The 22,774-nt window shown below is 32.9% G+C and carries 21 protein-coding genes and 1 tRNA gene; 12 read left to right on the top strand and 10 right to left on the bottom strand.

The window, feature by feature from the left end:
- Nucleotides 1-20: 20 nt before the first annotated feature.
- From C4S35_RS03240 to miaB, 4 genes are all read right to left on the bottom strand, one after another.
- On the bottom strand, nucleotides 21-524 hold the full coding sequence (locus tag C4S35_RS03240; RefSeq protein WP_103998809.1) for an LptE family protein: 504 nt from the start codon (nucleotides 522-524) through the stop codon (nucleotides 21-23).
- Between the two features lie 100 nt (nucleotides 525-624).
- A complete protein-coding gene (locus tag C4S35_RS03235) occupies nucleotides 625-1,884 on the bottom strand; it encodes a sigma 54-interacting transcriptional regulator (protein WP_103998808.1) in 1,260 nt (419 codons plus the stop codon).
- Nucleotides 1,885-1,991: 107 nt separating this feature from the next.
- Nucleotides 1,992-2,135, bottom strand: a complete 144-nt coding sequence (locus tag C4S35_RS15550; protein ID WP_159916631.1) for a hypothetical protein — start codon at nucleotides 2,133-2,135, stop codon at nucleotides 1,992-1,994.
- 48 nt (nucleotides 2,136-2,183) lie between these two features.
- Nucleotides 2,184-3,629 carry a tRNA (N6-isopentenyl adenosine(37)-C2)-methylthiotransferase MiaB gene (gene miaB / locus C4S35_RS03230; protein WP_103998807.1) on the bottom strand — a complete coding sequence of 482 codons (1,446 nt, stop codon included), beginning with the start codon at nucleotides 3,627-3,629 and terminating at the stop codon, nucleotides 2,184-2,186.
- Between the two features lie 440 nt (nucleotides 3,630-4,069).
- Here miaB and topA point away from each other — a divergent pair, with 440 nt between their 5' ends.
- The 7 genes from topA (at nucleotide 4,070) to C4S35_RS03195 (ending at nucleotide 13,749) form a co-directional block, all read left to right on the top strand.
- Entirely contained in the window at nucleotides 4,070-6,598 is a 2,529-nt protein-coding gene (topA, locus tag C4S35_RS03225) for a type I DNA topoisomerase (RefSeq protein ID WP_103998806.1), read from the top strand.
- Nucleotides 6,599-6,671: 73 nt separating this feature from the next.
- Nucleotides 6,672-7,823, top strand: a complete 1,152-nt coding sequence (locus C4S35_RS03220; RefSeq protein ID WP_103998805.1) for a formimidoylglutamase — start codon at nucleotides 6,672-6,674, stop codon at nucleotides 7,821-7,823.
- 127 nt (nucleotides 7,824-7,950) lie between these two features.
- Entirely contained in the window at nucleotides 7,951-9,357 is a 1,407-nt protein-coding gene (porK, locus tag C4S35_RS03215) for a T9SS ring complex lipoprotein PorK/GldK (RefSeq protein ID WP_103998804.1), read from the top strand.
- Between the two features lie 54 nt (nucleotides 9,358-9,411).
- Complete coding sequence (porL, locus tag C4S35_RS03210) at nucleotides 9,412-10,062, top strand: type IX secretion system motor protein PorL/GldL (RefSeq protein ID WP_103998803.1); 651 nt, start codon at nucleotides 9,412-9,414, stop codon at nucleotides 10,060-10,062.
- Between the two features lie 45 nt (nucleotides 10,063-10,107).
- On the top strand, nucleotides 10,108-11,655 hold the full coding sequence (gene porM / locus C4S35_RS03205; RefSeq protein ID WP_103998802.1) for a type IX secretion system motor protein PorM/GldM: 1,548 nt from the start codon (nucleotides 10,108-10,110) through the stop codon (nucleotides 11,653-11,655).
- A 51-nt stretch (nucleotides 11,656-11,706) separates the two neighbouring features.
- Complete coding sequence (porN, locus tag C4S35_RS03200; protein WP_103999094.1) at nucleotides 11,707-12,597, top strand: type IX secretion system ring subunit PorN/GldN; 891 nt, start codon at nucleotides 11,707-11,709, stop codon at nucleotides 12,595-12,597.
- A 99-nt stretch (nucleotides 12,598-12,696) separates the two neighbouring features.
- Complete coding sequence (locus C4S35_RS03195) at nucleotides 12,697-13,749, top strand: NAD(P)/FAD-dependent oxidoreductase (RefSeq protein ID WP_103998801.1); 1,053 nt, start codon at nucleotides 12,697-12,699, stop codon at nucleotides 13,747-13,749.
- A 2-nt stretch (nucleotides 13,750-13,751) separates the two neighbouring features.
- Here the strand turns inward: C4S35_RS03195 and C4S35_RS03190 are convergent, their stop codons facing one another.
- Nucleotides 13,752-14,135: a DUF983 domain-containing protein gene (locus tag C4S35_RS03190; RefSeq protein ID WP_103998800.1), complete on the bottom strand. Its 384-nt coding sequence runs from the start codon at nucleotides 14,133-14,135 to the stop codon at nucleotides 13,752-13,754.
- A 64-nt stretch (nucleotides 14,136-14,199) separates the two neighbouring features.
- Here C4S35_RS03190 and C4S35_RS03185 point away from each other — a divergent pair, with 64 nt between their 5' ends.
- On the top strand, nucleotides 14,200-16,110 hold the full coding sequence (locus tag C4S35_RS03185) for an ABC-F family ATP-binding cassette domain-containing protein (RefSeq protein WP_103998799.1): 1,911 nt from the start codon (nucleotides 14,200-14,202) through the stop codon (nucleotides 16,108-16,110).
- Nucleotides 16,111-16,305: 195 nt separating this feature from the next.
- Here the strand turns inward: C4S35_RS03185 and C4S35_RS03180 are convergent, their stop codons facing one another.
- Complete coding sequence (locus C4S35_RS03180; RefSeq protein ID WP_103998798.1) at nucleotides 16,306-17,271, bottom strand: App1 family protein; 966 nt, start codon at nucleotides 17,269-17,271, stop codon at nucleotides 16,306-16,308.
- Between the two features lie 62 nt (nucleotides 17,272-17,333).
- Here C4S35_RS03180 and C4S35_RS03175 point away from each other — a divergent pair, with 62 nt between their 5' ends.
- Nucleotides 17,334-18,203 carry a diacylglycerol/lipid kinase family protein gene (locus tag C4S35_RS03175; protein WP_103998797.1) on the top strand — a complete coding sequence of 290 codons (870 nt, stop codon included), beginning with the start codon at nucleotides 17,334-17,336 and terminating at the stop codon, nucleotides 18,201-18,203.
- A gap of 15 nt (nucleotides 18,204-18,218) precedes the next feature.
- Here the strand turns inward: C4S35_RS03175 and C4S35_RS03170 are convergent, their stop codons facing one another.
- A complete protein-coding gene (locus C4S35_RS03170) occupies nucleotides 18,219-19,367 on the bottom strand; it encodes a GNAT family protein (RefSeq protein WP_103998796.1) in 1,149 nt (382 codons plus the stop codon).
- 96 nt (nucleotides 19,368-19,463) lie between these two features.
- Between C4S35_RS03170 and C4S35_RS03165 the strand changes: the two genes are divergently transcribed.
- Nucleotides 19,464-19,742, top strand: coding sequence for a 4a-hydroxytetrahydrobiopterin dehydratase (locus C4S35_RS03165; protein ID WP_103998795.1), 279 nt, complete (start codon nucleotides 19,464-19,466; stop codon nucleotides 19,740-19,742).
- 49 nt (nucleotides 19,743-19,791) lie between these two features.
- Here the strand turns inward: C4S35_RS03165 and C4S35_RS03160 are convergent, their stop codons facing one another.
- Nucleotides 19,792-20,274, bottom strand: coding sequence for a DUF1761 domain-containing protein (locus C4S35_RS03160; RefSeq protein WP_103998794.1), 483 nt, complete (start codon nucleotides 20,272-20,274; stop codon nucleotides 19,792-19,794).
- Nucleotides 20,275-20,454: 180 nt separating this feature from the next.
- Between C4S35_RS03160 and C4S35_RS03155 the strand changes: the two genes are divergently transcribed.
- On the top strand, nucleotides 20,455-21,309 hold the full coding sequence (locus tag C4S35_RS03155) for a leucine-rich repeat domain-containing protein (RefSeq protein WP_103998793.1): 855 nt from the start codon (nucleotides 20,455-20,457) through the stop codon (nucleotides 21,307-21,309).
- Between the two features lie 180 nt (nucleotides 21,310-21,489).
- Here C4S35_RS03155 and C4S35_RS15545 read toward each other — a convergent pair whose 3' ends face one another.
- The gene (locus C4S35_RS15545) at nucleotides 21,490-21,636 is read right to left on the bottom strand and encodes a hypothetical protein (RefSeq protein WP_159916627.1); all 147 of its coding nucleotides are present in this window, start codon (nucleotides 21,634-21,636) and stop codon (nucleotides 21,490-21,492) included.
- Nucleotides 21,637-21,731: 95 nt separating this feature from the next.
- Between C4S35_RS15545 and C4S35_RS15785 the strand changes: the two genes are divergently transcribed.
- The gene (locus C4S35_RS15785; RefSeq protein WP_208618859.1) at nucleotides 21,732-21,881 is read left to right on the top strand and encodes a hypothetical protein; all 150 of its coding nucleotides are present in this window, start codon (nucleotides 21,732-21,734) and stop codon (nucleotides 21,879-21,881) included.
- An 801-nt stretch (nucleotides 21,882-22,682) separates the two neighbouring features.
- On the opposite strand, the gene C4S35_RS03145 is transcribed toward C4S35_RS15785, so the two are convergent.
- Nucleotides 22,683-22,755: transfer RNA gene (locus C4S35_RS03145), tRNA-Met, on the bottom strand.
- Nucleotides 22,756-22,774 lie beyond the last annotated feature (19 nt).

Raw genomic sequence — 22,774 nt, 5'->3', positions numbered from 1 at the left:
TTACGGAATCAACATCTTATTTACCATTTAGCTAAAGATTCATTAAAGATATCTTGGGTTATTCTTTCAAAAATTTCTTTCAAAGCATTATTCAATGTAGAACCCACTAATTGTTGTTCTGCAGGATAATCATAATAAAACTCAAATGTTTTTTCAAAATTATCTACCTCTTTGTTTTTATTGGTAAATCGAACATTTACTCTAATTTTTAAACGGTTTTGTGCCGCTTTTTGGTCGGCTGTTGCCGTCATTGGACTTATTCTGTAATCTACAATTTCTCCTTCATACGTTAAATCAGCGCCATTTTTAGCCAAATTCAAATTAGTTTGATTCTGAATTATGTCTTGTAAAGCTAGGGTAAAAGTCCGGTCAATTCCAGGTTCGATTATTTCCGCATTATTCTGAAAAAAATTGACTTGAAAAGTTTTTGCATCAATTTTCCCTGTTCCTGTAAAGTTATAAACCGAACAGCTGTTCATGCTCAACATAATTATTGTAAGAAGAATAAGTTTTATGTGTTTCATTTTCTATTTTAAAAATTGCTTCGCCACTTCGCTAAAGATCGGGTCAAATATATTCATTTTCAATCAAATCATTTAGGTTTTTGCTTCTTTGTGGCAAAAACTACAAATCAAATTGTTTTATTTTTCTATATAATGTTCTTTCGGAAATTCCCAATTCATCAGCTGCGGCTTTTCGTTTTCCTTTATTTTTTTCCAATGATTTTTTAATCATTTCAATTTCTTTTTGCTCTAACCTCAATATCTCTTCTTCCTCTTCGACAGTCTCTGCAAATAAATAATTATCATCATTTTCTTGATAATGTTCTTCTTTGTTTTGTGCAGCAATCAATGCTGTTCTTGGTTCTTCTTCAAAATCTATTTCGCTGTCATTTTCTTTAGAACCGTATATTTTTGTAATTAAGTTTTTATTGGTTTCCTGCACCTTAGAACTGCCGTTTTCCATTAATTCTAAAGTAAGTTTTTTCAAGTCATGCAAGTCACTTTTCATATCAAAAAGTACTTTATACAGAATTTCTCTTTCGTTACTAAAATCACTGTCGTTTTTTTTATCTTTGATTACAGAGGGCAAATTACTTCCTTCAGCGGGTAGGTAAGATTGTAAAGTCGCAGCCGAAATTTCACGATTCGTTTCCAAGACTGAAATTTGTTCCGCTACGTTTCTCAATTGACGAATATTACCACTCCAGCGGAATTTTTGTAAAACAAGTACAGCACTCTCTTCCAATTTTAAAGGAGGCATTTTATATTTATGAGCAAAATCAGAGGCAAATTTTCTAAATAATAAATGGATATCATCTTTTCGTTCTCGCAATGGAGGTAAAGGTATATCTACCGTACTCAAACGATAATACAAATCTTCACGGAATTTTCCTTTTTCAATAGCATTAAATAAATTAACATTGGTTGCAGCCACAATTCGGACATCCGTTTTTTGTACATGAGAAGAACCAACTTTTATGAATTCTCCATTTTCTAGTACACGCAACAATCGTACTTGAGTAGTCAAAGGCAATTCGCCAACTTCATCCAAGAAAATAGTACCACCATCGGCAACTTCAAAATAACCTTCGCGGGTATTGGTTGCACCTGTAAAGGATCCTTTTTCATGTCCGAAAAGTTCACTGTCTATTGTTCCTTCAGGAATCGCACCACAGTTTACAGCAATATATTTCCCATGTTTTCTATGAGAAAGCGAATGTATGATTCTGGGAATATTCTCTTTACCAACACCGCTTTCACCCGCTACTAATACTGAAATATCAGTAGGAGCAACCTGAATGGCTTTTTCTATGGCACGATTGAGCTTTGGGTCATTCCCAATAATCTCAAATCGTTGTTTTATAGCTTGAACTGATTCCATATTTTTATGTTTAAAGTTTTTATTGTTTAAGGTATAAAAGATTTTTCGATTGCTTTAAAATCTTAAACGTAGGACTTTTTTTATTTAAAATATTCTATTCGTAATAATTATTGTGGTTTTGTTATGCTGTCTCTTAAAGGGACCTTTTTTTCAACTTTATGTTTTGGAAAATAGGTTTTGATGATATAGAATGTCACTCCAAATCCAACTATAAAAGTAACTAAACTAATTATTATATTTTTTCTTAACATTTTACACTTTTAAAATTTACTTTATGAATTTAAATTGCAGCTAATTTTTTAATTCATTTCGCTGAAACCAACAGCTTCTCCTTTCAAAGTTCCGCTGGTACAACTTAAAATTCTCACATTGACAAAATCCCCAATTTTATAATTCTCTTTTGGAAAAACCACAGTGATACTTTGGGAATTTCTTCCTGAAAATTCTTCGGTAGATTTTTTTGAAACTTTTTCTATTAAAACTTCCACTGTTTGACCAATGAATTCCTCAGCGCGCAACCAAGCGTGTTTTTGTTGTAAATCAACAATTTCCTGCAATCTTCGCGCTTTAGTTTCTTCGGTAACATCATCTTCCATTTTCCTTCCTGCCAAGGTTCCCGGCCGTTCTGAATACGAATACATATAACCAAAATTATATTTTACGTATTCCATTAAACTCAAGGTATCTTGATGATCTTCCTCGGTCTCGCTTGGAAAACCACTAATCATATCCTGTGAAATCGATCCGTTTGGAATAATAGTTCTAATTTTGTCAATCAAAGTCATGTATTCTTCGCGTGTATGCAAACGATTCATTTCTTTCAAAATTCTATTACTTCCAGACTGAACTGGCAAGTGAATGTGCTTGCAAATATTAGGATGTTTTGCAATCACGTGCAAGATGCTTTCATGCATATCTTGTGGATTTGAAGTCGAAAATCGGATTCTCATTTTTGGGAAACCAATAGCCACCATTTCTAACAATTGATCAAAATCAACTGCAGTAGCTTTTTGCATTTCGGTTGCATTTACAAAATCTTTTTTCAATCCACCGCCGTACCATAAATAACTATCCACATTTTGTCCCAAAAGTGTAATTTCCTTAAAACCTTTCTCCCACAAATCCTGAATCTCCTTCATAATGCTTTGCGGTTCACGGCTGCGTTCGCGTCCACGGGTGAAAGGCACCACGCAAAACGTACACATATTATCGCAACCACGGGTGATAGAAACCAAAGCCGTAATTCCGTTGCTCATCAATCGCACCGGCGAAATATCGCCATAGGTTTCGTCTTTCGACAAAATCACATTAATTGCATCGCGACCTTCTTCCACTTCTTGCAAAAGGTTCGGCAAATCTTTATACGCATCAGGACCTACAACAAGGTCGACAATTTTTTCTTCTTCCAGAAACTGACTTTTTAATCGTTCCGCCATACAGCCTAAAACGCCTACTTTCATCTTAGGATTAATACGCTTTACAGCATTATATTTTTCTAAACGTTTGCGAATTGTTTGCTCAGCTTTGTCCCGAATAGAACAAGTATTGACCAAAACCAAATCGGCTTCCTCCAGAATTTGCGTCGTATTATACCCGTTTCCAGATAAAATAGAAGCTACAATTTCACTGTCCGAAAAATTCATCGCACAGCCATAACTTTCTATAAATAATTTTTTAGTATTCTCGGGTTTATGTTCTAAAACAAGACTTTCGCCCTGCTTGCTTTCTTCAATAATCTTTTCCATCTTATATTTTCAAAGTGCAAAGATAAGGCAATTCAAATAAATATGACAAGATGTCAGCCGAAGATTTAACATTGTTTTAAGTGATTTTAAACGGGTTCGTTTTTAGAAGCAATTTCCCGCTTTCCGTTACAATTCCTCCTCTCGTTGGCAACATTTTTAAATACCTGCAAGAGCTTCCTTTGGTCGCTTTGCAGCTATAAAAAATGTAAGCCATCGCGACTCTGGGATTTTCACTTTAACCGGGGTTAAGGCATTCGAATTAAAATTATTGTTGTTAATTGTTCTATAAGATTTTTATTATTTGCAATTTAATTCTTCGAAATTTAATCCAATTCAGGTCATCTTAAACTCGCATTTCAACGAGAATTTTGACTTTTAAAATTTAAAAAACTCAAAATTTAAAAAAATCATATACTTTTGCCGACATAAACAATCGGGACATGGCAAAGAATTTAGTTATAGTTGAGTCACCTGCAAAGGCAAAAACAATTGAAAAATTTCTGGGAAGTGATTTCCAAGTGGAGTCGAGTTATGGGCATATTGCCGACTTACCTTCCAAAGAAATTGGGGTAGATGTAGAAAATGGTTTTAAACCTAAATATGAAGTTTCTGCTGATAAGAAAGCGTTGGTTTCCAAACTTAAAACTTTAGCCAAGAATGCCGAAATGGTTTGGTTAGCAAGTGATGAGGATCGCGAGGGAGAAGCTATTTCTTGGCATCTTGCCGAAGAATTAAAATTAGACAAAACCAAAACTAAGCGAATTGTTTTTCACGAAATTACTAAAACAGCAATTTTAAAAGCGATTGATAATCCACGAGAAATCGATTATAATTTAGTCAATGCGCAACAAGCACGTCGTGTTCTAGACAGATTAGTTGGTTATGAATTGTCACCAGTACTTTGGAGAAAAATAAAAGGTGGACTTTCTGCAGGACGCGTACAATCAGTATCCGTTCGTTTGATCGTAGAGCGCGAAAGAGAAATTCAGAATTTCAAAGCCGTAGCGACGTATTCTATTGTAGCAGAATTCACTAATGAAGCAGGCAAAGCATTCAAAGCAAAACTTCCTAAAAATTTCAATACAAAAAAAGAAGCTGAAGGTTTTTTAAATAAAAATATTGGTTGTACATATAAGGTAGCAGATTTAGAAACTAAACCTACTAAAAAATCACCAACAGGACCTTTCACCACTTCAACTTTACAACAAGAAGCGGCGAGAAAATTGTATTTACCTGTTGGAATTACGATGCAACTCGCACAACGTTTGTATGAAGCCGGACTCATCACTTATATGAGAACAGATAGTGTGAATTTATCCAAAGATGCGATGGAAGCTGCTCAGGCAGAAATAATCAAATCCTACGGAAAAGAGTTTTGTAAACCTCGAACTTTTGTCAATAAAAGTAAAGGAGCACAAGAAGCGCATGAGGCAATTCGTCCTACGGATATGTCACGTCATACGGTAGATATCGACAGAGATCAAGCGCGTTTGTATGATTTGATTTGGAAACGAACTTTGGCTTCGCAAATGAGTGATGCGCAATTAGAACGTACTAACGTGAAAATTGAAGCGAATAATCACGGTGAAATTTTTACCGCATCAGGTGAAGTATTACTTTTTGAAGGTTTTTTGAAAGTATATTTGGAAGGTCATGATGATGATGAAGAGGAGCATGAAGGCATGTTGCCTGCAATGAAAGTCAACGAAAAATTACAAAATAATTACATCACTGCTACGGAAAGATATTCTCGCGCGGCTGCAAGGTATACAGAAGCGTCTTTGGTGAAAAAATTAGAAGAATTGGGAATTGGCCGTCCTTCTACTTATGCGCCAACAATTTCTACAATTATTAACAGAAATTATGTAGAGAAAGGAAATCTTGATGGACAAGAACGTAATTATACGCAACTGACTTTGCAATCAGGAAAAGTTGGAGAGAAGTTGCTAAAAGAAAATACGGGTTCTGACAAAGGAAAATTAGTTCCGACAGATATTGGAACTATTGTTACTGATTTCTTGGTTAAAAATTTCGGAAATATTCTTGATTATAATTTCACTGCAAAAGTGGAACAGGATTTTGATGAAATTGCAGAAGGAAATATTGAATGGACAAAAATGATGCAGGAGTTCTACGATAATTTTCACCCAACGGTAAAAGATGTCGAGGCGAATGCAGAGCGTGAAAGCGGTGAAAGAATTTTAGGAACGGATCCAAAAACAGGTAAGCCAGTTTCGGTGCGTTTAGGGAAATTTGGACCAATGGCTCAAATTGGAGCTGCAGATGATGAAGAGAAAAAGTTCGCCAGTTTAATGTCAGATCAAAATATTGGAAATATAACTTTAGAGGAAACTTTGAATTTGTTTTTGTTGCCAAAAAATCTTGGAGAATATAAAGACGAAGAAGTTGAGGTAAGCAATGGTCGCTATGGTCCTTACATTCGTCACGGAGCAGCATTTGTTTCTTTGCCAAAAGGTGAAAACCCTTTGGACATAGATTTAGAAAGAGCAAAGGAATTAATTGACGAAAAAGCTCTGGCTGATGCGCCAATAGCAGTTTATAAAGGCGAAGGCGTTCAAAAAGGAACGGGTCGTTTTGGTCCTTTCATCAAATGGGACGGTTTGTTTATTAACGTAAGCAAGAAATATGATTTTGATAATTTGTCACAATCCGATGTGGAAGCTTTAATTGAAGATAAATTGCAGAAAAATATAGACAAGGTTTTACATAATTGGGAAGAAGAAGGAATTTTAGTTGAAAAAGCCCGTTGGGGACGTTCGGTGATTACCAAAGGGAAAATCAAAATTGAATTGAGTAAGGATGTTGATGCCACAAAATTGACATTAGCCGAAGTTCAGGAAATGATTGCAAAAAAAACACCTGCTAAAAAGGTAGCAGCTAAAAAAACACCAGCGAAGAAAGCTGTCGCAAAAAAACCAGCTGTTAAGAAACCGGCGGTAAAAAAGTAAAAAACAATAATTAATTCCAGTTTCATTTCTCTCTCGCTTAGGAAAGAGTTGGAATAGGATAAAAAGAAATAAAATGGAATTTGATTTTCTAAAACCAGTAGATAATGAAATCCTTGACTACATAAGCGGATTGACTTCTCAGCAATTGGGGAGTAAAATTGTTTTGCATACAAAAGATCAATTCCCTGATTTAAACAAGATTAAAATTGCCGTAATAGGCGTTTTGGAAAACCGTGGCGATAAAAATGCGATTTCTTATGTCGATTTAATACCGTTAAGGAAAGAATTGTATGGATTGTTTCCCGGGAATTGGGATGCCTCTATTGCTGATTTAGGCGATATTCTTGCTGGAAATTCAAGCGATGACACTTATTTTGCGCTGAAGAAAGTAGTAGCAAGTTTAATCAAGAAAAAGATTATTCCCATTGTTATTGGGGGTTCTCAAGACTTAACTTATGCACTTTATAGAGCTTATGATAATTTAGACCAGATGGTCAACTTGGTTTCTATTGATAATAAATTTGATTTTGGAAAAGAAAGTGAAGAAGTTTCGACCTCTTCTTATTTGACAAAAATAATTATTGATGAACCTAACAATCTATTCAATTATTGTAATATTGGTTATCAAACGTATTATAATTCCCAAGAGGAGATTGATTTGATAGAAAAATTATTTTTTGATGCTTATAGATTAGGTGAGGTATCTAAGAATATTTCTCTTTCGGAACCTGTTTTTAGAGATGCAGATTTAGTAAGTATTGATTTGAATTCTATTAAATCCTCCGATTCAGGAAATTTTATTTCGTTTACTCCTAATGGATTTAATGGTAAAGAGATTTGTTCGTTATCCAGATATGCTGGAATAAGTGATAAAGTGTCCTTGTTAGGGATTTTTAATCATAATAATTCAGCACAAGAATCGGTTATAATGGCGCAAATAATTTGGTATTTTATTGAAGGTTTTCATTATCGTTCTTATGAATATCCTTACGGAAGTCGAGAGAATTACATCAAATACATAGTCCCATTAGAAGAAGAAGAACTTGTTTTTTACAAAAGTGATAAAACCGACCGTTGGTGGATAGAAATTCCTTTTATTTCAAACGGAAATAATAAATTAAAAAGAAATACGTTATTACCATGTTCTTACGATGAATATTTATTGGCATGCAATCAAGAATTGCCAGAAAGATGGTGGAAAGCACAAAGAAAAAATATATTATAAGTTTTTTGGTGCTTTATTAACAATATTTTATAAAAAACAGGTTGTTTAGTGAGAAAAGATTGTTTTTTAAATAAATAATAAATAGGTTTACACCCTTAAAAATAATGAATAGATAATCCAAATTTATATGAAGAAGTTCATTGCATTTACGGCAATTTTGACCCTATTAATTGGCTGTGGTAAGTCAAGCGATAAAGGAGAATTAGTTGGTATTAATGGAGGAAAATGGCATCCTGAAAAACCTTATGGGATGACTTTAGTGCCTGGAGGTGCTTTTATTATGGGTAAATCAGATGATGATTTAGCTGATGTTGAGGATGCTCCTACAAAAACAGTGACTGTTCGTTCCTTTTACATGGATGAGACCGAAATCACTAACAGTGAATACCGTCAATTCGTTGAATGGGTAAAAGATTCTACGATGAGAGTTCGTTTGGCAATTCTTGCGGACGAAAGTGGACAAAAAGCGGGAGAAACAAAAGGTAAAGGTAAAAATGCCGGTAGTATTGGTGATTTTGCTTTTAACGATTCAGATCCTGAAAAAATGACCGCTTACGATAAATATATGTATGATAATTATTATAGCGTAGGAACAGCGGATGATCCTTATGCTGGAAGAAAGTTAAACAAAAAAGTAAAACTTATTAAAGACACGAAGTTGTATCCAGATGAGTATTATACTGAAGTGATGGATTCTATGTATTTACCTATAGAAGCGTCTTACAATGGATTACGTACAATTGACGTAAATAAATTAAAATTCCGTTACTCTTGGATGGATATTCAGGCTGCAGCCAAAGCTAAAGTTGGAAAAAGAAAAGATTTTATAAAAACGGAAGAAGTGAATGTTTATCCAGACACAACTGTGTGGATTAAAGATTTTGCTTACTCGTACAACGAACCTATGCATAATGACTATTTTTGGCATAAAGCGTATGGTGACTATCCGGTTGTAGGAGTAAAATGGACACAAGCCAAAGCTTTTTGCGCTTGGAGAACTTTAAATAAAAATACCTACATCAAATCTAAAAAGAAAGGTCGCGATTTGATTAACTCTTTCAGATTGCCAACGGAAGCAGAATGGGAGTATTCAGCAAGAGGAGGTTTAGAATCAGCTACTTATCCTTGGGGCGGACCTTATACTAAAAATGACAGAGGTTGTTTTCTTGCTAATTTTAAACCCAACAGAGGTGATTATGCAGCAGATGAAGCTTTGTACACTGTAGAGGCAAAATCGTATGAGCCAAATGGTTATAATCTTTATAATATGGCAGGAAATGTGTCTGAATGGACTGATTCTTCTTACGATCCCAATGCCTATGAATACGTTTCTTCAATGAATCCAAATGTATTGGATGCTTCTAACAAGCGTAAAGTTGTTCGTGGAGGATCATGGAAAGATGTTTCTTACTTCTTACAAGTAAGTACTAGAGATTTTGAATATGCTGATTCTGCAAGAAGTTTTATCGGTTTCAGAACTGTTCAAGATTACATGGGATTGCAAACAACTGGAAACGGTAAAAAAGCAAAATAAAATTAAATAAACTGACCAAATCAAATTTATCAAATAAACCTTAAAAAAAAGATCATGGGAATACTTAGCAAAAAAACAATGAATTTCGCATACGGAATGGGAGCGGCAGTGGTAATTATCGGTGCGTTATTCAAAATTACACATCTTGAATTTGGGATTATTACAGGAAATTTAATGTTGACAATAGGATTAGTTGTTGAGGCAGCGATTTTTGCTCTTTCTGCTTTTGAAGATGTTGATGATGATTTAGACTGGACTTTAGTATATCCTGAATTGGCAAATGGTCAAGCAAAAACAAAAACAGTAAAAGTAGAGTCAGCTCCAGCTGAGGCTCAAGGATTGTTATCTCAAAAATTAGATGCAATGTTAAAAGACGCTAAAATTGATGGAGAATTAATGGCTAGTTTAGGAAGTAGTATCAAAAATTTCGAATCAGCTGCAAAAGGGATTGCACCAACAGTAGATTCTATTAATTCAACCAAAAAATATAGTGAAGAGTTGACTTTGGCAGCAGCCCAAATGGAATCTTTAAATAGTTTGTATAAAATTCAATTGCAAAGCGCTTCAAGAAATGCACAAATAAACGAAGAAGTTGCTGAAAATAATTTAAAATTAAAAGATCAAATGCAGTCTTTAACATCTAACTTGTCATCACTTAACAATGTATATGGCGGAATGCTTTCTGCAATGAATAACAAAGGATAATTAGTTTCAAACTATATAAAAATAATAAACTAATTAGTAGAAAATATGGCAGGAGGAAAATTAACCCCTAGACAGAAGATGATTAACCTAATGTACTTGGTTTTTATCGCAATGTTAGCATTAAATATGTCCAAAGAAGTGTTATCAGCATTTGGAATTTTGAATAATAAAATAGTAGAGTCTAACTCTATAACAGATACTAGAAATCAATCTTCTTTTGAGCAATTATCTCAAAAAGCGGTAGATCAACCAGGGCAATTTGGTGACAAAAAAGCTAAAGTAGAGAAGATCAGGGCAGTTTCTAAAGAATTTAACGATTATATAGAAAATATTAAAACAACTGTTACTAAAAAATTCGTAAGAGATGCAGAAGGAAATCTGCCTTACGAGCAAATGGATAAGGGAGATTTAATTGACAGAATGTTTTTTACTGGAGATAAAGTTTCTAAACAAGGTCAGGAATTTTTAAATAAAGTGAATAATTATTCAACTCAAATCAAACAAATTGGTGGAAGTTCAGTAGCTGATTCAGAAATGAAAAAAATTGAAGCTCGTTTTGCAACTAAACCCGTTTATTCTGAAAAAGCAGGTGCTAAATTAGCTTGGATCGATTACAATTATAAAGGATACCCACTTATTGCTACAATTACTAAATTGTCTCAATTGCAAGCGGATATTAAAACTACCGAAAGTGATGTTATGACAGGGATGTTTCAATCAGATTTGGTTGCAGCAGCTTCTCTTACGGCTTACCAACCGATAGTAGTTCTTGAAAAATCTGTTTTCTTTCAAGGTGAAGCAGTTAAAGGAAAAATTATTCTTGGAAAATTCGATCCTTCATTAAAAGCTAAATCAGTAATTGTAAACGGATCAAGTGTTGCAGCTCAAGCAGGTCAGGCTAATTTCTCTTTTGGAGCGGGAAGCATTGGCGAGCATCCAATAGGAGGTTCTTTCAATTTTGATGAAAATGGTAAAGTTGTAAGCTTACCTATTAAAGATAAATACGTTGTTGTAGCAAGGCCAAAATCTGCTACGATCTCTGCTGATAAAATGAATGTAGTTTACAGAGGTGTTGTTAATCCTATGACTATTTCTTTTGCTGGGGTTTCAGCTGATAAAGTTTCAGCTTCTGCACCTGGTTTAAGTTCAGCGGGTGGCGGTAAGTATAATATGAGCCCTGGTGGAGGAACAGAAACAGTTATTAATGTGACTGCTACGCTTCCTGATGGTTCTAAAGTTTCCGATAAAAAATCGTTTAGAATAAAAGGTATTCCCGGTCCTGCTGGAACAATCAGAGGAGAAATGGGAGTTGTAAAAGGTCCTAAATCAAATTTAGAAATCGCAACTATTGGAGCAAAATTAGTTGATTTCGATTTTGAAGTTGGTTTAAATGTTGTTGGATTTAATTTTAAAGTTACTGGTCAGCCTACTGTAGTAGTTCCCGGAAATAAATTGAATGCACAATGTAAAGCGGTTCTTTCTAAAGTTGGAAGAGGTGATCAGGTTACTATTTCCGAAATTAAAACTAAGCTTGTAGGTGCGGGTAGTTATTTATTACCTAGAACTGCTCCGGTAATTTTTGAAATACAATAATAAGTACGTTTTTAAGCAAAACATACTTCAATAACTTATTATGATATAATGATGAATGTAAGAAATTTTTTAATAGCTATAATCTCTATCACTTGGAGTTTTACATCTCTAGCACAATCTAATTTGCTTAATGCTAAAACCCCGGATCAAATAGGTTTAAAATCCGCTGCACAACTTATTTCGGATAATGATAAGCCTTTGGCATATGGTTATGTTCACGATAGAGACGTATTGATGGGTAAAACAACTTGGGAAATTATTGATTTAAGTGAGAAGATAAATTTCTCCTTGTATTTTCCAATTGATACTGCAAATATTGGCTCAGATAGACGCTCTTTATACGATGTGTTGACAAAAGCTATGAAAAATGGAAAAATTACTGAAGTTTATACTGATAGTTATTTTAACACCAAAAAATCTATAAAAGACATTCAAGGTTCGCTTTCCCGTATTGATACGACAGATGTTGGTAGAGAGCAAATAAATGCTGGTCAAGCAGTGTCTGCTGAGAATATTTTGAAACAAGATTTAACAGCTCAGGATGTTACGCAATATAAAATTAAGGGATATTGGTATTTTGATAAACGTCAAAGTGAATTAAAATATCGGTTGTTAGGGATTTGTCCAGTTACACCGGATGTCTATACGATGAACAGTGATGAAAAAGATTATATTGAATTGTTTTGGATCTTTTTCCCATCTGCCAGAGAAGTTTTGCATGAAGCAAAAGCTTTCAATGATAAAAATTCTGCTATGCCGGTTTCTTTTGATCAAATTTTAAATTCTAGGCGTTTCAACAGTACCATTTACAAAGAAGAAAATGTTTACGGAGATAGATCAATTGCTGAATACATGAAAGATAATGCTCAGAATCAATTATTGGAATCAGAAAGAGTGAAAGAAAAAATTCGAAATTTCGAACAAGATATGTGGAATTACTAAATTTCATATTTTAGATTACAAAAAACTCTTACTATAGCGGTAAGAGTTTTTTTTATTTTAATAAACTACCTTTGTGGTTTTTAAAAGATACTACAACAGATGATTGATTATTTAATAATAGGTTCGGGATTAGCAGGAATATCATTTGCTGAAAAAGCTTTACAAAATGATAAATCCATCTATGTCCTTGATAATAATTCTCAAAATTCTTCTAAGATTGCGGGTGGATTGTATAATCCTGTTATATTAAAACGTTTTAGTGAAGTATGGCAGGCCCAAGAGCAATTGCTTCTTATGAATGAATTCTATACTGTTTTAGAACATAAATTAAAATGCAAAATGGATTTTAAGAAGCCAATTTTAAGGAAATTTTTTTCTGTTGAAGAACAAAATAATTGGTTTGCTGCCTCAGATAAAACAGCGCTGGCTCCTTTTCTTTCTACTGAATTGATCTTTAAGAAATACCAAGGGATTGATTCTCCTAATGATTATGGTGAAGTACTGCAAACTGGTTATGTAGATACAGCATTGTTGCTGAATAAGTACAAAAAATATCTTATTAAGGAAAAATTATTTCTAGAAGAATCATTTGATTATGATGCTTTACTGATAGAAAACGATAGTATTCGATATAAAAACATAGAGGCAAAACATATTATTTTTGCAGAAGGTTTTGGAATGCATTCTAATCCTTATTTCAAGAATTTACCATTAGACGGTACAAAAGGGGAACTTTTTATTATTAAAGCTACTGGACTTGATTTGGATGTAATCGTAAATACGAGTGTGTTTATTCTTCCACTGGGAAATGATTTATTCAAAGTTGGTGCGACATACAATTGGAAAGATAAAACTGATTTGCCCACCGAAGAAGGGAAAACTGAACTAATCGAAAGAATTAAAGAAATTATAACTTGTGATTTTGAAATTGTGGAGCATTTTGCCGGAGTTAGACCAACGGTCAAAGATAGAAGACCATTGGTGGGAACACATCAAAATTATGGATCAATACACATTCTTAACGGTTTGGGAACTAGAGGTGTGATGTTGGGACCTGCAATGGCCAAAGCGCTATTTGACTTTATTGAATTTAAAACCCCTTTAAACAAGGAAATTGATATCAACCGATTTCTGCCTAAAGAAAAAAAATAATGCTATTTTATTTTTGTATTAGGATTATAAGAAACAAACATATTTATGTAGATATTTCTTGACCATCGTAATACAAATGGGAACAATACAATAAGTGAGACAATTATAGTGATAAAAGACACTTTTATTGACGCGCTAAAGATAACATAAGAAATTATGAAAGCGGCGATTCCAATGGCAACATTTAGGCCGTAACTGACATACATTGCGCCGTAAAAAAACGAAGGCTCAATTTGATATTTAAATCCACAGTGGGTGCAATTTTCATGCATTTTTAAGATTTTATTGAGATGCAACGGATTTTTATCCAAATACATACTCTCATTCTGACATTTAGGACAAGTTCCTGTTAAAATACTATTTAGTTTGGATCCTTTTTTTAACATTTGCAAAAATTTTTAACAAAGGTACATTTTTAGAAAAGGTACCAATGTAACATTATCACAAATTATGCTTAATATACACAATTTATCTGTTTCTTTTGGAGGTTCTTATTTGTTTGAAGAAGTCACCTTTCGTCTGGGTGCAGGTGATCGAGTTGGTCTCGTTGGTAAAAACGGTGCTGGAAAATCCACCATGCTTAAAATTTTAGCAAAAGATTTTGCGCCTGACTCTGGAAGTATCGCTCAAGAGAAAGAAGTACGGATGGGATTCCTGCGTCAAGATATCGATTTTGAACAAGGGAGAACCGTTCTTGAAGAAGCTTATGAAGCTTTTACAGATATTAAAATTGTAGAAAATAAACTCGCAGAAATTAATCATTTATTAGTTACTCGTACCGATTATGAGAGCGAGGAATACAGCCAAATCATTGAGGATTTATCAGATTATACACATCGTTTTGAATTATTAGGCGGATACAATTATGTTGGAGACACAGAAAAAATTCTTCTTGGTCTAGGTTTTAAGAGAGAAGTATTCAATAATCAAACCGAAACTTTCTCGGGAGGTTGGAGAATGCGTATTGAACTAGCTAAACTACTGTTGCAGGCAAACGATGTTTTGCTACTCGATGAGCCTACAAATCACTTGGATATCGAAAGTATTATTTGGCTGGAAAGTTTCTTGCGAAATTATCCTGGTGTTGTGGTGATTGTTTCGCACGATAAAATGTTCTTGGATAATGTGACTAATAGAACTATCGAAATTTCCCTTGGAAAAGCGTACGATTTCAATAAGCCCTATTCTCAATATTTAGAGTTGCGTCATGAAATTCGGGAGAAACAATTGGCAACACAAAAAAATCAAGCTAAAAAGATTGAAGAAACTGAGAAATTAATTGAAAAATTCCGTGCCAAAGCGTCTAAAGCTTCGATGGCACAATCGATGATTAAGAAACTCGATAAAATAGAACGAATCGAAGTCGATGAAGATGATAATTCTGTAATGAACATCACTTTTCCTGTTTCAAAAGAACCTGGCAGAGTAGTTGTCGAGGCCGAAAATGTAACCAAAAGTTATGGTGATAAAACCATTTTGAAAGATATTAATCTCTTAGTGGAGCGTGGAAGCAAAATTGCTTTCGTGGGACAAAATGGCCAAGGGAAATCAACATTTATCAAAGCAATTGTAAACGAATTCGAATACCAAGGAACGATAAAGTTGGGTCATAACGTACAGTTAGGTTATTTTGCGCAAAATCAAGCGGAATATCTGGATGGTGAAATTACCTTGTTACAAACCATGGAAGATGCTGCTGCAGACACAAACCGAATGAAAGTACGCGATATGCTGGGTTCTTTCTTGTTTCGTGGTGATGATGTAGATAAAAAGGTAAAAGTCCTTTCTGGAGGCGAAAGAAACCGTTTGGCACTATGTAAATTGCTTTTGCAGCCAATCAACGTCTTATTGATGGATGAGCCTACCAATCACTTGGACATTAAATCCAAGAATGTTCTGAAAGCAGCTTTGCAAAAATTTGGTGGAACTTTATTACTAGTTTCCCACGATAGAGATTTCTTGCAAGGCATGTCAAATTTAGTTTACGAATTCAAAGATCAAAAAATAAAAGAATATTTAGGCGACATAAACTATTTCTTGGAACAACGTAATTTAGAGAATATGCGTGAAGTCGAGAAAAAAGATGCAATAAAAGCTTCTGCTCCAAAAGAGAGCAATAAAACTTCCTATGAAGATCAGAAAAAGGGTAAAGCATTGCAAAATAAATTGAGTAAAGTGGAGAGTCAAATCAAGCAACTGGAACGAGACATTCAGAACGACGATAAAATGTTAGCTTCTAATTATGATAAACATATTGAGGATGCAAAATTTTTTATGGCATACAACAAGAAAAAAGCAGAATTAGATAAATTGCTGCTAGATTGGGAAATCGTTCAAGAAGAAATTGATAATTTTAGCTAATTCAGCTGTATGTTTTAATTTTGAGATTTCACAACTACTAAAAAAGTCACGTTTCTAATGTTCATAAAAGAACTTCTCTTGGTCTCTTTTTAAAAACAGGAAACCTGACGTTTTTGTTACAATATTTAGTTAAAATAAAATCATTGTGAGGTAATCGTGATTATGAAATTCATCTCAATATCAGATGCCTCTAAATTAAATCAAACCCATCATTTCTGAATGAGCAATAGCTTCTTTGCTATTTTTGAAATAACAAACGGACACATTTAAACTCTCGAGATTTTTTAAGATTACTTCTACTTTTTCTTTTTTATGAAGTCCTGTTTGTCGGATATAAACTGCTTTTACGGTAACTGGAAATATTTTGCAAATTGCTTCGTACAGGAAAGGATCGTGTTGAGAATCATCCCCTAGTAGCACATATTCTAAATTGGGATAAAATTCTAAAATGTGTTTTATTTTATCAAACTTGTGATTGTGGTTTCCTCTTCCGCTCATAAAAAAATCAGTAAGACTGGTTTTGATATCCTTTAGCAATAAGACAGCTCTTGGCAATTGATGAATTTCGGTAAATTTTACTATGAAACGATATAAATTCCATTCACTGCTCGATACATAAAAGAAGGCATTTCGTTCTTCTTTATTATTTCTTCCTGCCGAACTTAAAGCTTGGTAATGAGGTACAACATCTTCAAAAACTTTCCGCTTATCAATGTTTTTAAATAACAAGATGTATAATTTCATAAACGGATTTTCAGTATTAGATACCAAAAAAGTGTCGTCAATATCAGATATTATTCCTAAATTTCCTTTATGTGGACGAATGTAACTTTCTGTAGTTTCTATTCTCTCGTTTTTGTAAATGATACTTACCGTATAATCTATCCAGCCATATTTTGTAAATTGGTCTAAGGGAACGCAAAATTTAAAATAGCCGTCATCCAGTGTCTTTGTATGGATCTTTATATGGTTATGTTGTAGATACACATCAGCGTTTGCCTGTGTTTTTATTCGAAACATTCGGATTACCGAAGCTGCATTTTTAAAGTTTTTTTTCTGAAAATTATAATCTTTCGTACTCGTTGGTCTAAAAACATGTCCCATCACAATTAATTCCTGATCATTTGCATATCCGCGATATAATTTTAAAATAGGCTTCATTTATCGTACTTTTGAGAGGAATTATAAATTCAATTTTTTTAATCACTAAATGTAGCTAAATTTTGAGAAAAAATATCATTATGGTCGTAAATCCTATTTCAGGAGATGTAGATAAGTCAGAATTGATTGAAGCTGCATTAATTTTTTCTGAAAAAGAAAATCTAAATCTTGTGATTTATAATACTTCAGGAGTCAATGATGTTGTGAACATAAAAACGCTACATAAAACCTATAAATCAGAAAGAATTATCGTTGTTGGTGGTGATGGAACCATAAAAATGGTTGCTGAAGCAATGGAAAAAGAGAATGTAATTCTTGGGATATTACCGGCAGGTTCTTCCAATGGTTTGGCTGTTGATTTGGATTTGATGTTAACTCTGGAAGAAAATCTTAAAATTGCATTTCTAAATGATTATGTAGAAATAGATATTATTACTATAAATGATAAAATTAGTTTGCATCTGAGTGATTTAGGCCTTAATGCAGAGCTTGTTAAAAACTATGAAAATGCAACAATTCGAGGTAAATTGGGCTATGCTCTACAGGCATTAAACACTTTAATGGATTTTGAGGGGCCTTTTACTGCAACAATAACCGCTAACAATCAAACTATAAATTGTGTTGCAAGAATGATTGTAATTGCCAATTCTAAAAAATATGGGACTGGAGTTGTTATTAATCCGCAGGGAGTAATGAATGATGGAATGTTTGAATTGGTAATTTTGAAAAACTTAGACTTATACGTTTTTGGACAAATTATTTCGGGAAATATGCCTATTGAGTCTAATGATGTCGAGATAATATCAACGAATCAGGCAACTATAAAAACTAATTTTCCGGTTAGTTTTCAAATGGACGGTGAATATTGCGGCACAGAAACAGAGTATGATGTTGAAATTTTGCACAAACAAATGAAAGTGGCCATTCAATAGATTAATAATTTGGTTTTATTTGAAAGGATTTCGTTCCTGCCAAATTGTTTCCGGTTCCAAATAACTAAAAATTTTGGGCATCTGTGAGTTGATTATACGATTACTATGAGCAATAAATCCATACATTTTTAAAGGTTTTGCTCCAACCGAACTTTTGATTTCCAAAGCCGTTCTAGCAAAAATAATTTCCTTAAAACCTTTGTTGATAGAATAGGCAATCATGTCGTATAACATATTTAAATATAACATTTTTTCGCGCTGGATGCTTTCGTCATAACCTAGAAAATAGGTGTCCATTACATCACCATTTTTAATTAAAGTATTGAATCCTATTAGCTGTTCGCCAATAAAATAACCATAAAAAAGGAATTTTTCATGAAAAATTTCTTTGAATATTCTAAAGTGATTTTTCGGCAGGAAAAAAGTATTAAAAGGCGCATTTTTAGCTACGTGGATATACAGGTCATAAATAGTTTCTTCATATTCGATTATGTCCGCTAAATGCATCTTTCTTTTCTCAATCACATCCGCTTTTTTTCGAGCTCTTTTGTACTGATCTCTATATTTTTTTGAAAGGGAATTTATGTAGTCTTGTTCTGATTTCCAATGTTCATTTATGGTAAAAACCATATTTGGCTGTGTAGAAAATTGATAATTATTTTTGAATTCTGAAATGTCAAAGTGTTTGATTTCCTCTTCGTCAAAATCTTTAAACGAGGTGATATGTATTTTTTTTCCTTTGGATTCAAATAATTTTTTTAACGATAATGAAGCCTTTTTTAATGTTTTTATAGCTTCCTTTTTATCAATTTCATCTGAAAAAGCAAAAGAATTTTGTCCAGTTAGCATATTATTGCCAATTAATAAAACATTGGAACAAAAATTCTTGAAGGCAAAATTTCTTAGGGCAGTTTTGATACATTTATCACGTTCTCCAAAAGATTCCAGTTTATTTAAATCTAAAAATTGGGAAACAGCAATGCCGGCTAAAAGATCATTTTTAAAAATCCCTATAAAATGACAAATCATATTTTCAGGAGATGATTTTTCTAATACTTCCAGGTATTTTTTGGATAAAAATATAGTCGATGTAGCTAAATCATCCCAATTTGTTGGAAGTTCATCTATTGAGGAGTAAATTTTATAAGAATAAGATGGATTCAAATTGAATTTTAATGTTTGGTCAAATTTAGTTAATAAAGTTAAAGTATTTTTATATGATTTGAAATTAACTAACTTTAGCTAATAAATAAAAAAATTATGGAAAAGTATACAGATGAAAAGATTCAGCACCAATTAGAAGACTTGAAAGATTGGAAATTTGTTGATAATGCAATCGAAAAAAAATTTAAATTTTTAGATTTTACACAGGCTTTGGGATTCATTGTTCAAGTAGGATTGATGGCCGAGAAAAGAAACCATCATCCGGAAATATTCAATGTGTATAATAAAGTTTCTATAAGATTGAATACACACGATGCTAATGGCGTGACTGAAAAAGATTTTGACCTGGCAAAAGCTATTGATTTGATCGCATAAAAAACTTGTCTTCTTATAAAAATGAGACGAGATTAATTTGATTTTTTTGTTATTTCCAGGCACAAATGATCCCGCCCATAATCATAAAGCATACAATCCAGAAACCTCCGGTTATTAATGTGTATTTAAAACTTCTTCTTTCGTACAACGCATTAGTTCCGATCAATGGTAAGGCGAAAAATAAACCTGCAATAAAACCATGTAAAGCACCATGTTTGAAAGTTCTAAATGCCATTCCATAATCTGCCATAAAAGCGACATAAGAAGGTTTAGCGATGGTGTCATCACCACCAACCATTCCTAAAGCACCCGTTTGATGAATTGTGAGCATTTGAATTACAAAACTCATTAAAAAGGCATAAATAAAGGATACTGCAAAAGTCACAAGCATGTTGCCACCTTTCATTTTTTCTTCGGTCATTCCAGATTCTTTCATCCAAATTGTTCCGAAAACTTTTGGGTTGTACCAAACAAACCCGACTACAAGCGTAGAAAATGAAGCAACTAAAAGTGCTAGAAAATTAATGTCCATAAAATAAGTTTTTAAAGGTTAATTAATCAAATATAATAATTTTTATTAAAGAATAATTTTTATTGTTTTGTAAGAAATAGACATATATAAACTACATTAAGTTGCATTTCATCGATTATATTTGTCGATTAGATAGTTAGTATGTAAATTTAGATGTGTGAAAAGTAAAAATTTTAGCTTATGAAAAATGTAACTACTCTATTTTTAACTTTAGTGCTTTCTTTTTCTATGTTTGCCAATGTTGCGCCTGCAGAAAGAGATGCGTTGGTTAAATTCTACGAAAAAACAAATGGAAGTCAGTGGAAAACAAAATGGGATTTATCAAAATCTGTATCTACATGGTACGGAGTTAAACTAGAAGGAGAAAAAGTAATTTCGTTAAATTTATCCGATAATAATTTAGTTGGCGAAATTCCTTATGATATTGTCAATCTTGTTAGTTTGCAAGAATTAGACTTACACAAAAATCACATATCTGGAGAAATACCTTCAATTGTTGGAGACTTAAAAAATCTTAAAGTATTAGATATCTCATTTAATGATTTATCAGGAATTATTCCTGTATCTATTTGTGAAATGAATAACTTAGAACAGTTAGCATTATATATGAACAATCTTTCGGGTGAACTACCAGAACAAATTGGTAACTTGAAAAATTTAGAAGTACTTTCTTTATTCAATAATGGAATTACGGGTCAAATACCAAATTCGCTTTATAATGTAAAAACATTAAAAGTATTGCTTTTAAATAGTAATAAACTTATTGGAGAGCTAGGGCATGAAGTTGCAAATTTAAAGTCTCTTGAGAACCTTAGTTTGTTTGATAATAAAATGAATGGAGAAGTTCCAGTGGAGTTGGGAAAATTAAATAAATTGAAAGAAATGAATATTTCTTATAATATGTTTTACGGACAAGTGTCCAAAAGTTTGGCGCTGTTGGATACATTAAATATGACTATGTTAAATAATATTGGAACTCCGATTTTACTAGATGTAAATCAAGATAAAAATAAAGCTATCGTTTCCGAAGATTAGTATAAGTTAAAATAACCCTGTTTTTGTAGTAATTAGATTTAATAATTTTTAGTTTTTTTTTAAGTACGTTTTAATTAATTTAGTTGTTTGAAGCCTGTAAAGTATTTATAACTTACAGGCTTTTTTTAAATAATATTTCGAATAGCTATGTTCTACAACAAGTTTTGGACTGAACAGAAATTAGTTGTAATAAATAAAGCACAAACCAAGTTCACCAATTCCTTTATCAAGTCCACTACAATAACCACAAGTCTTTACGATATTATTTGTTGCTTTGTTTACAATACCCCCAATGTGTTGAATTACCGCATTTATAGTGCTTATCAATTTTTTGTTGCTTTTCCGTGGCTACTACTCTTCTTGACGGGATTAGAGTCATAAAATGAAATTTCGATAACGTCTTTAATGTCTGCGGCCAAAATTTGACGCAACACTATATTTTTGTTGGAGATGCTTGGATAAAAGACATGGGTCGTAATTTCATTTCGTATGTTTTATATCTGTCAATTATTATTAACGTATCGCCTTCATTAAGTAGCGGAATTTACGCAACTACAGTTTGGTTAAATTAATGTTTTTTTGTTTTCTTGGCGGTTTTAAAAATTTAACACTCTTGCTGTGATTGGTAGAAATCGCTGGTATGCTTATATGTACTAGCATTGTTTTTGTTTATTGTTATTTGTTGAGTTTTTAGATGTCATTTCAAATTTAATTTCACTTTTTCTTCGTATTCCAGTTTTTCTCCAACCTGTTTTTCTATAAAATTTTTCCGCTTTAATCTTTGGGGAAGTTTCTAGCCAAACATTATTTATTGTTTGGCTAAAATTCCAGTCAAGGATAATGTTGTGAAGTTATTTTCTAATTCCTTGTTTTTCAAAGTCAGGTTTTAAAAATAGAGCCCAAATCGTATTGTCTTTCAAGTGTGCAAGTGAAAACCCAGCCATTTCATTATTAATTTCACAAACCCAACCTTTTCCTCTTACTGTAAATTCTGTGCAATCTTCGTCTATTACTAAGTTAGGGCTAAATAAAGTGTTTTGCTGTTACTGAATTTATAACTAATGGAATTTGTAATATGTCGTCAATTTTGACGTGTCTAATAATCATTTTTTTGTTCAGTTCAATTAGATTGTATCGGTTGTCTCGATGAAAGGAATCTTTTATATATGACCATTTTAATTTTCCTCAATTTGGTAAGTCTGGTATGATTAAAGTCTGATTTCATTTAAACTAAATATAGGTATTATCGTTTTAATACCAATTAATTACGGCAAAAATAGAATTTCACAGAAGGTTTGTTTTCTAATTATGTTCATGCAACCTTAAGTTTATTGCATAAAAAAAAGCTCTAGATTTCTCTGAAGCTTTTCTAGTAGCGGGAACAGGACTCGAACCTGTGACCTTCGGGTTATGAGCCCGACGAGCTGCCTACTGCTCTATCCCGCGATGTGCGTTTGTAATTTCA

The organism is Flavobacterium urumqiense, assembly GCF_900108015.1.
GTDB classification, from domain to species: domain Bacteria; phylum Bacteroidota; class Bacteroidia; order Flavobacteriales; family Flavobacteriaceae; genus Flavobacterium; species Flavobacterium urumqiense.
Note: the sequence above shows the minus strand (reverse complement) of the source record. Positions and strands in the feature narration are given on the sequence as shown.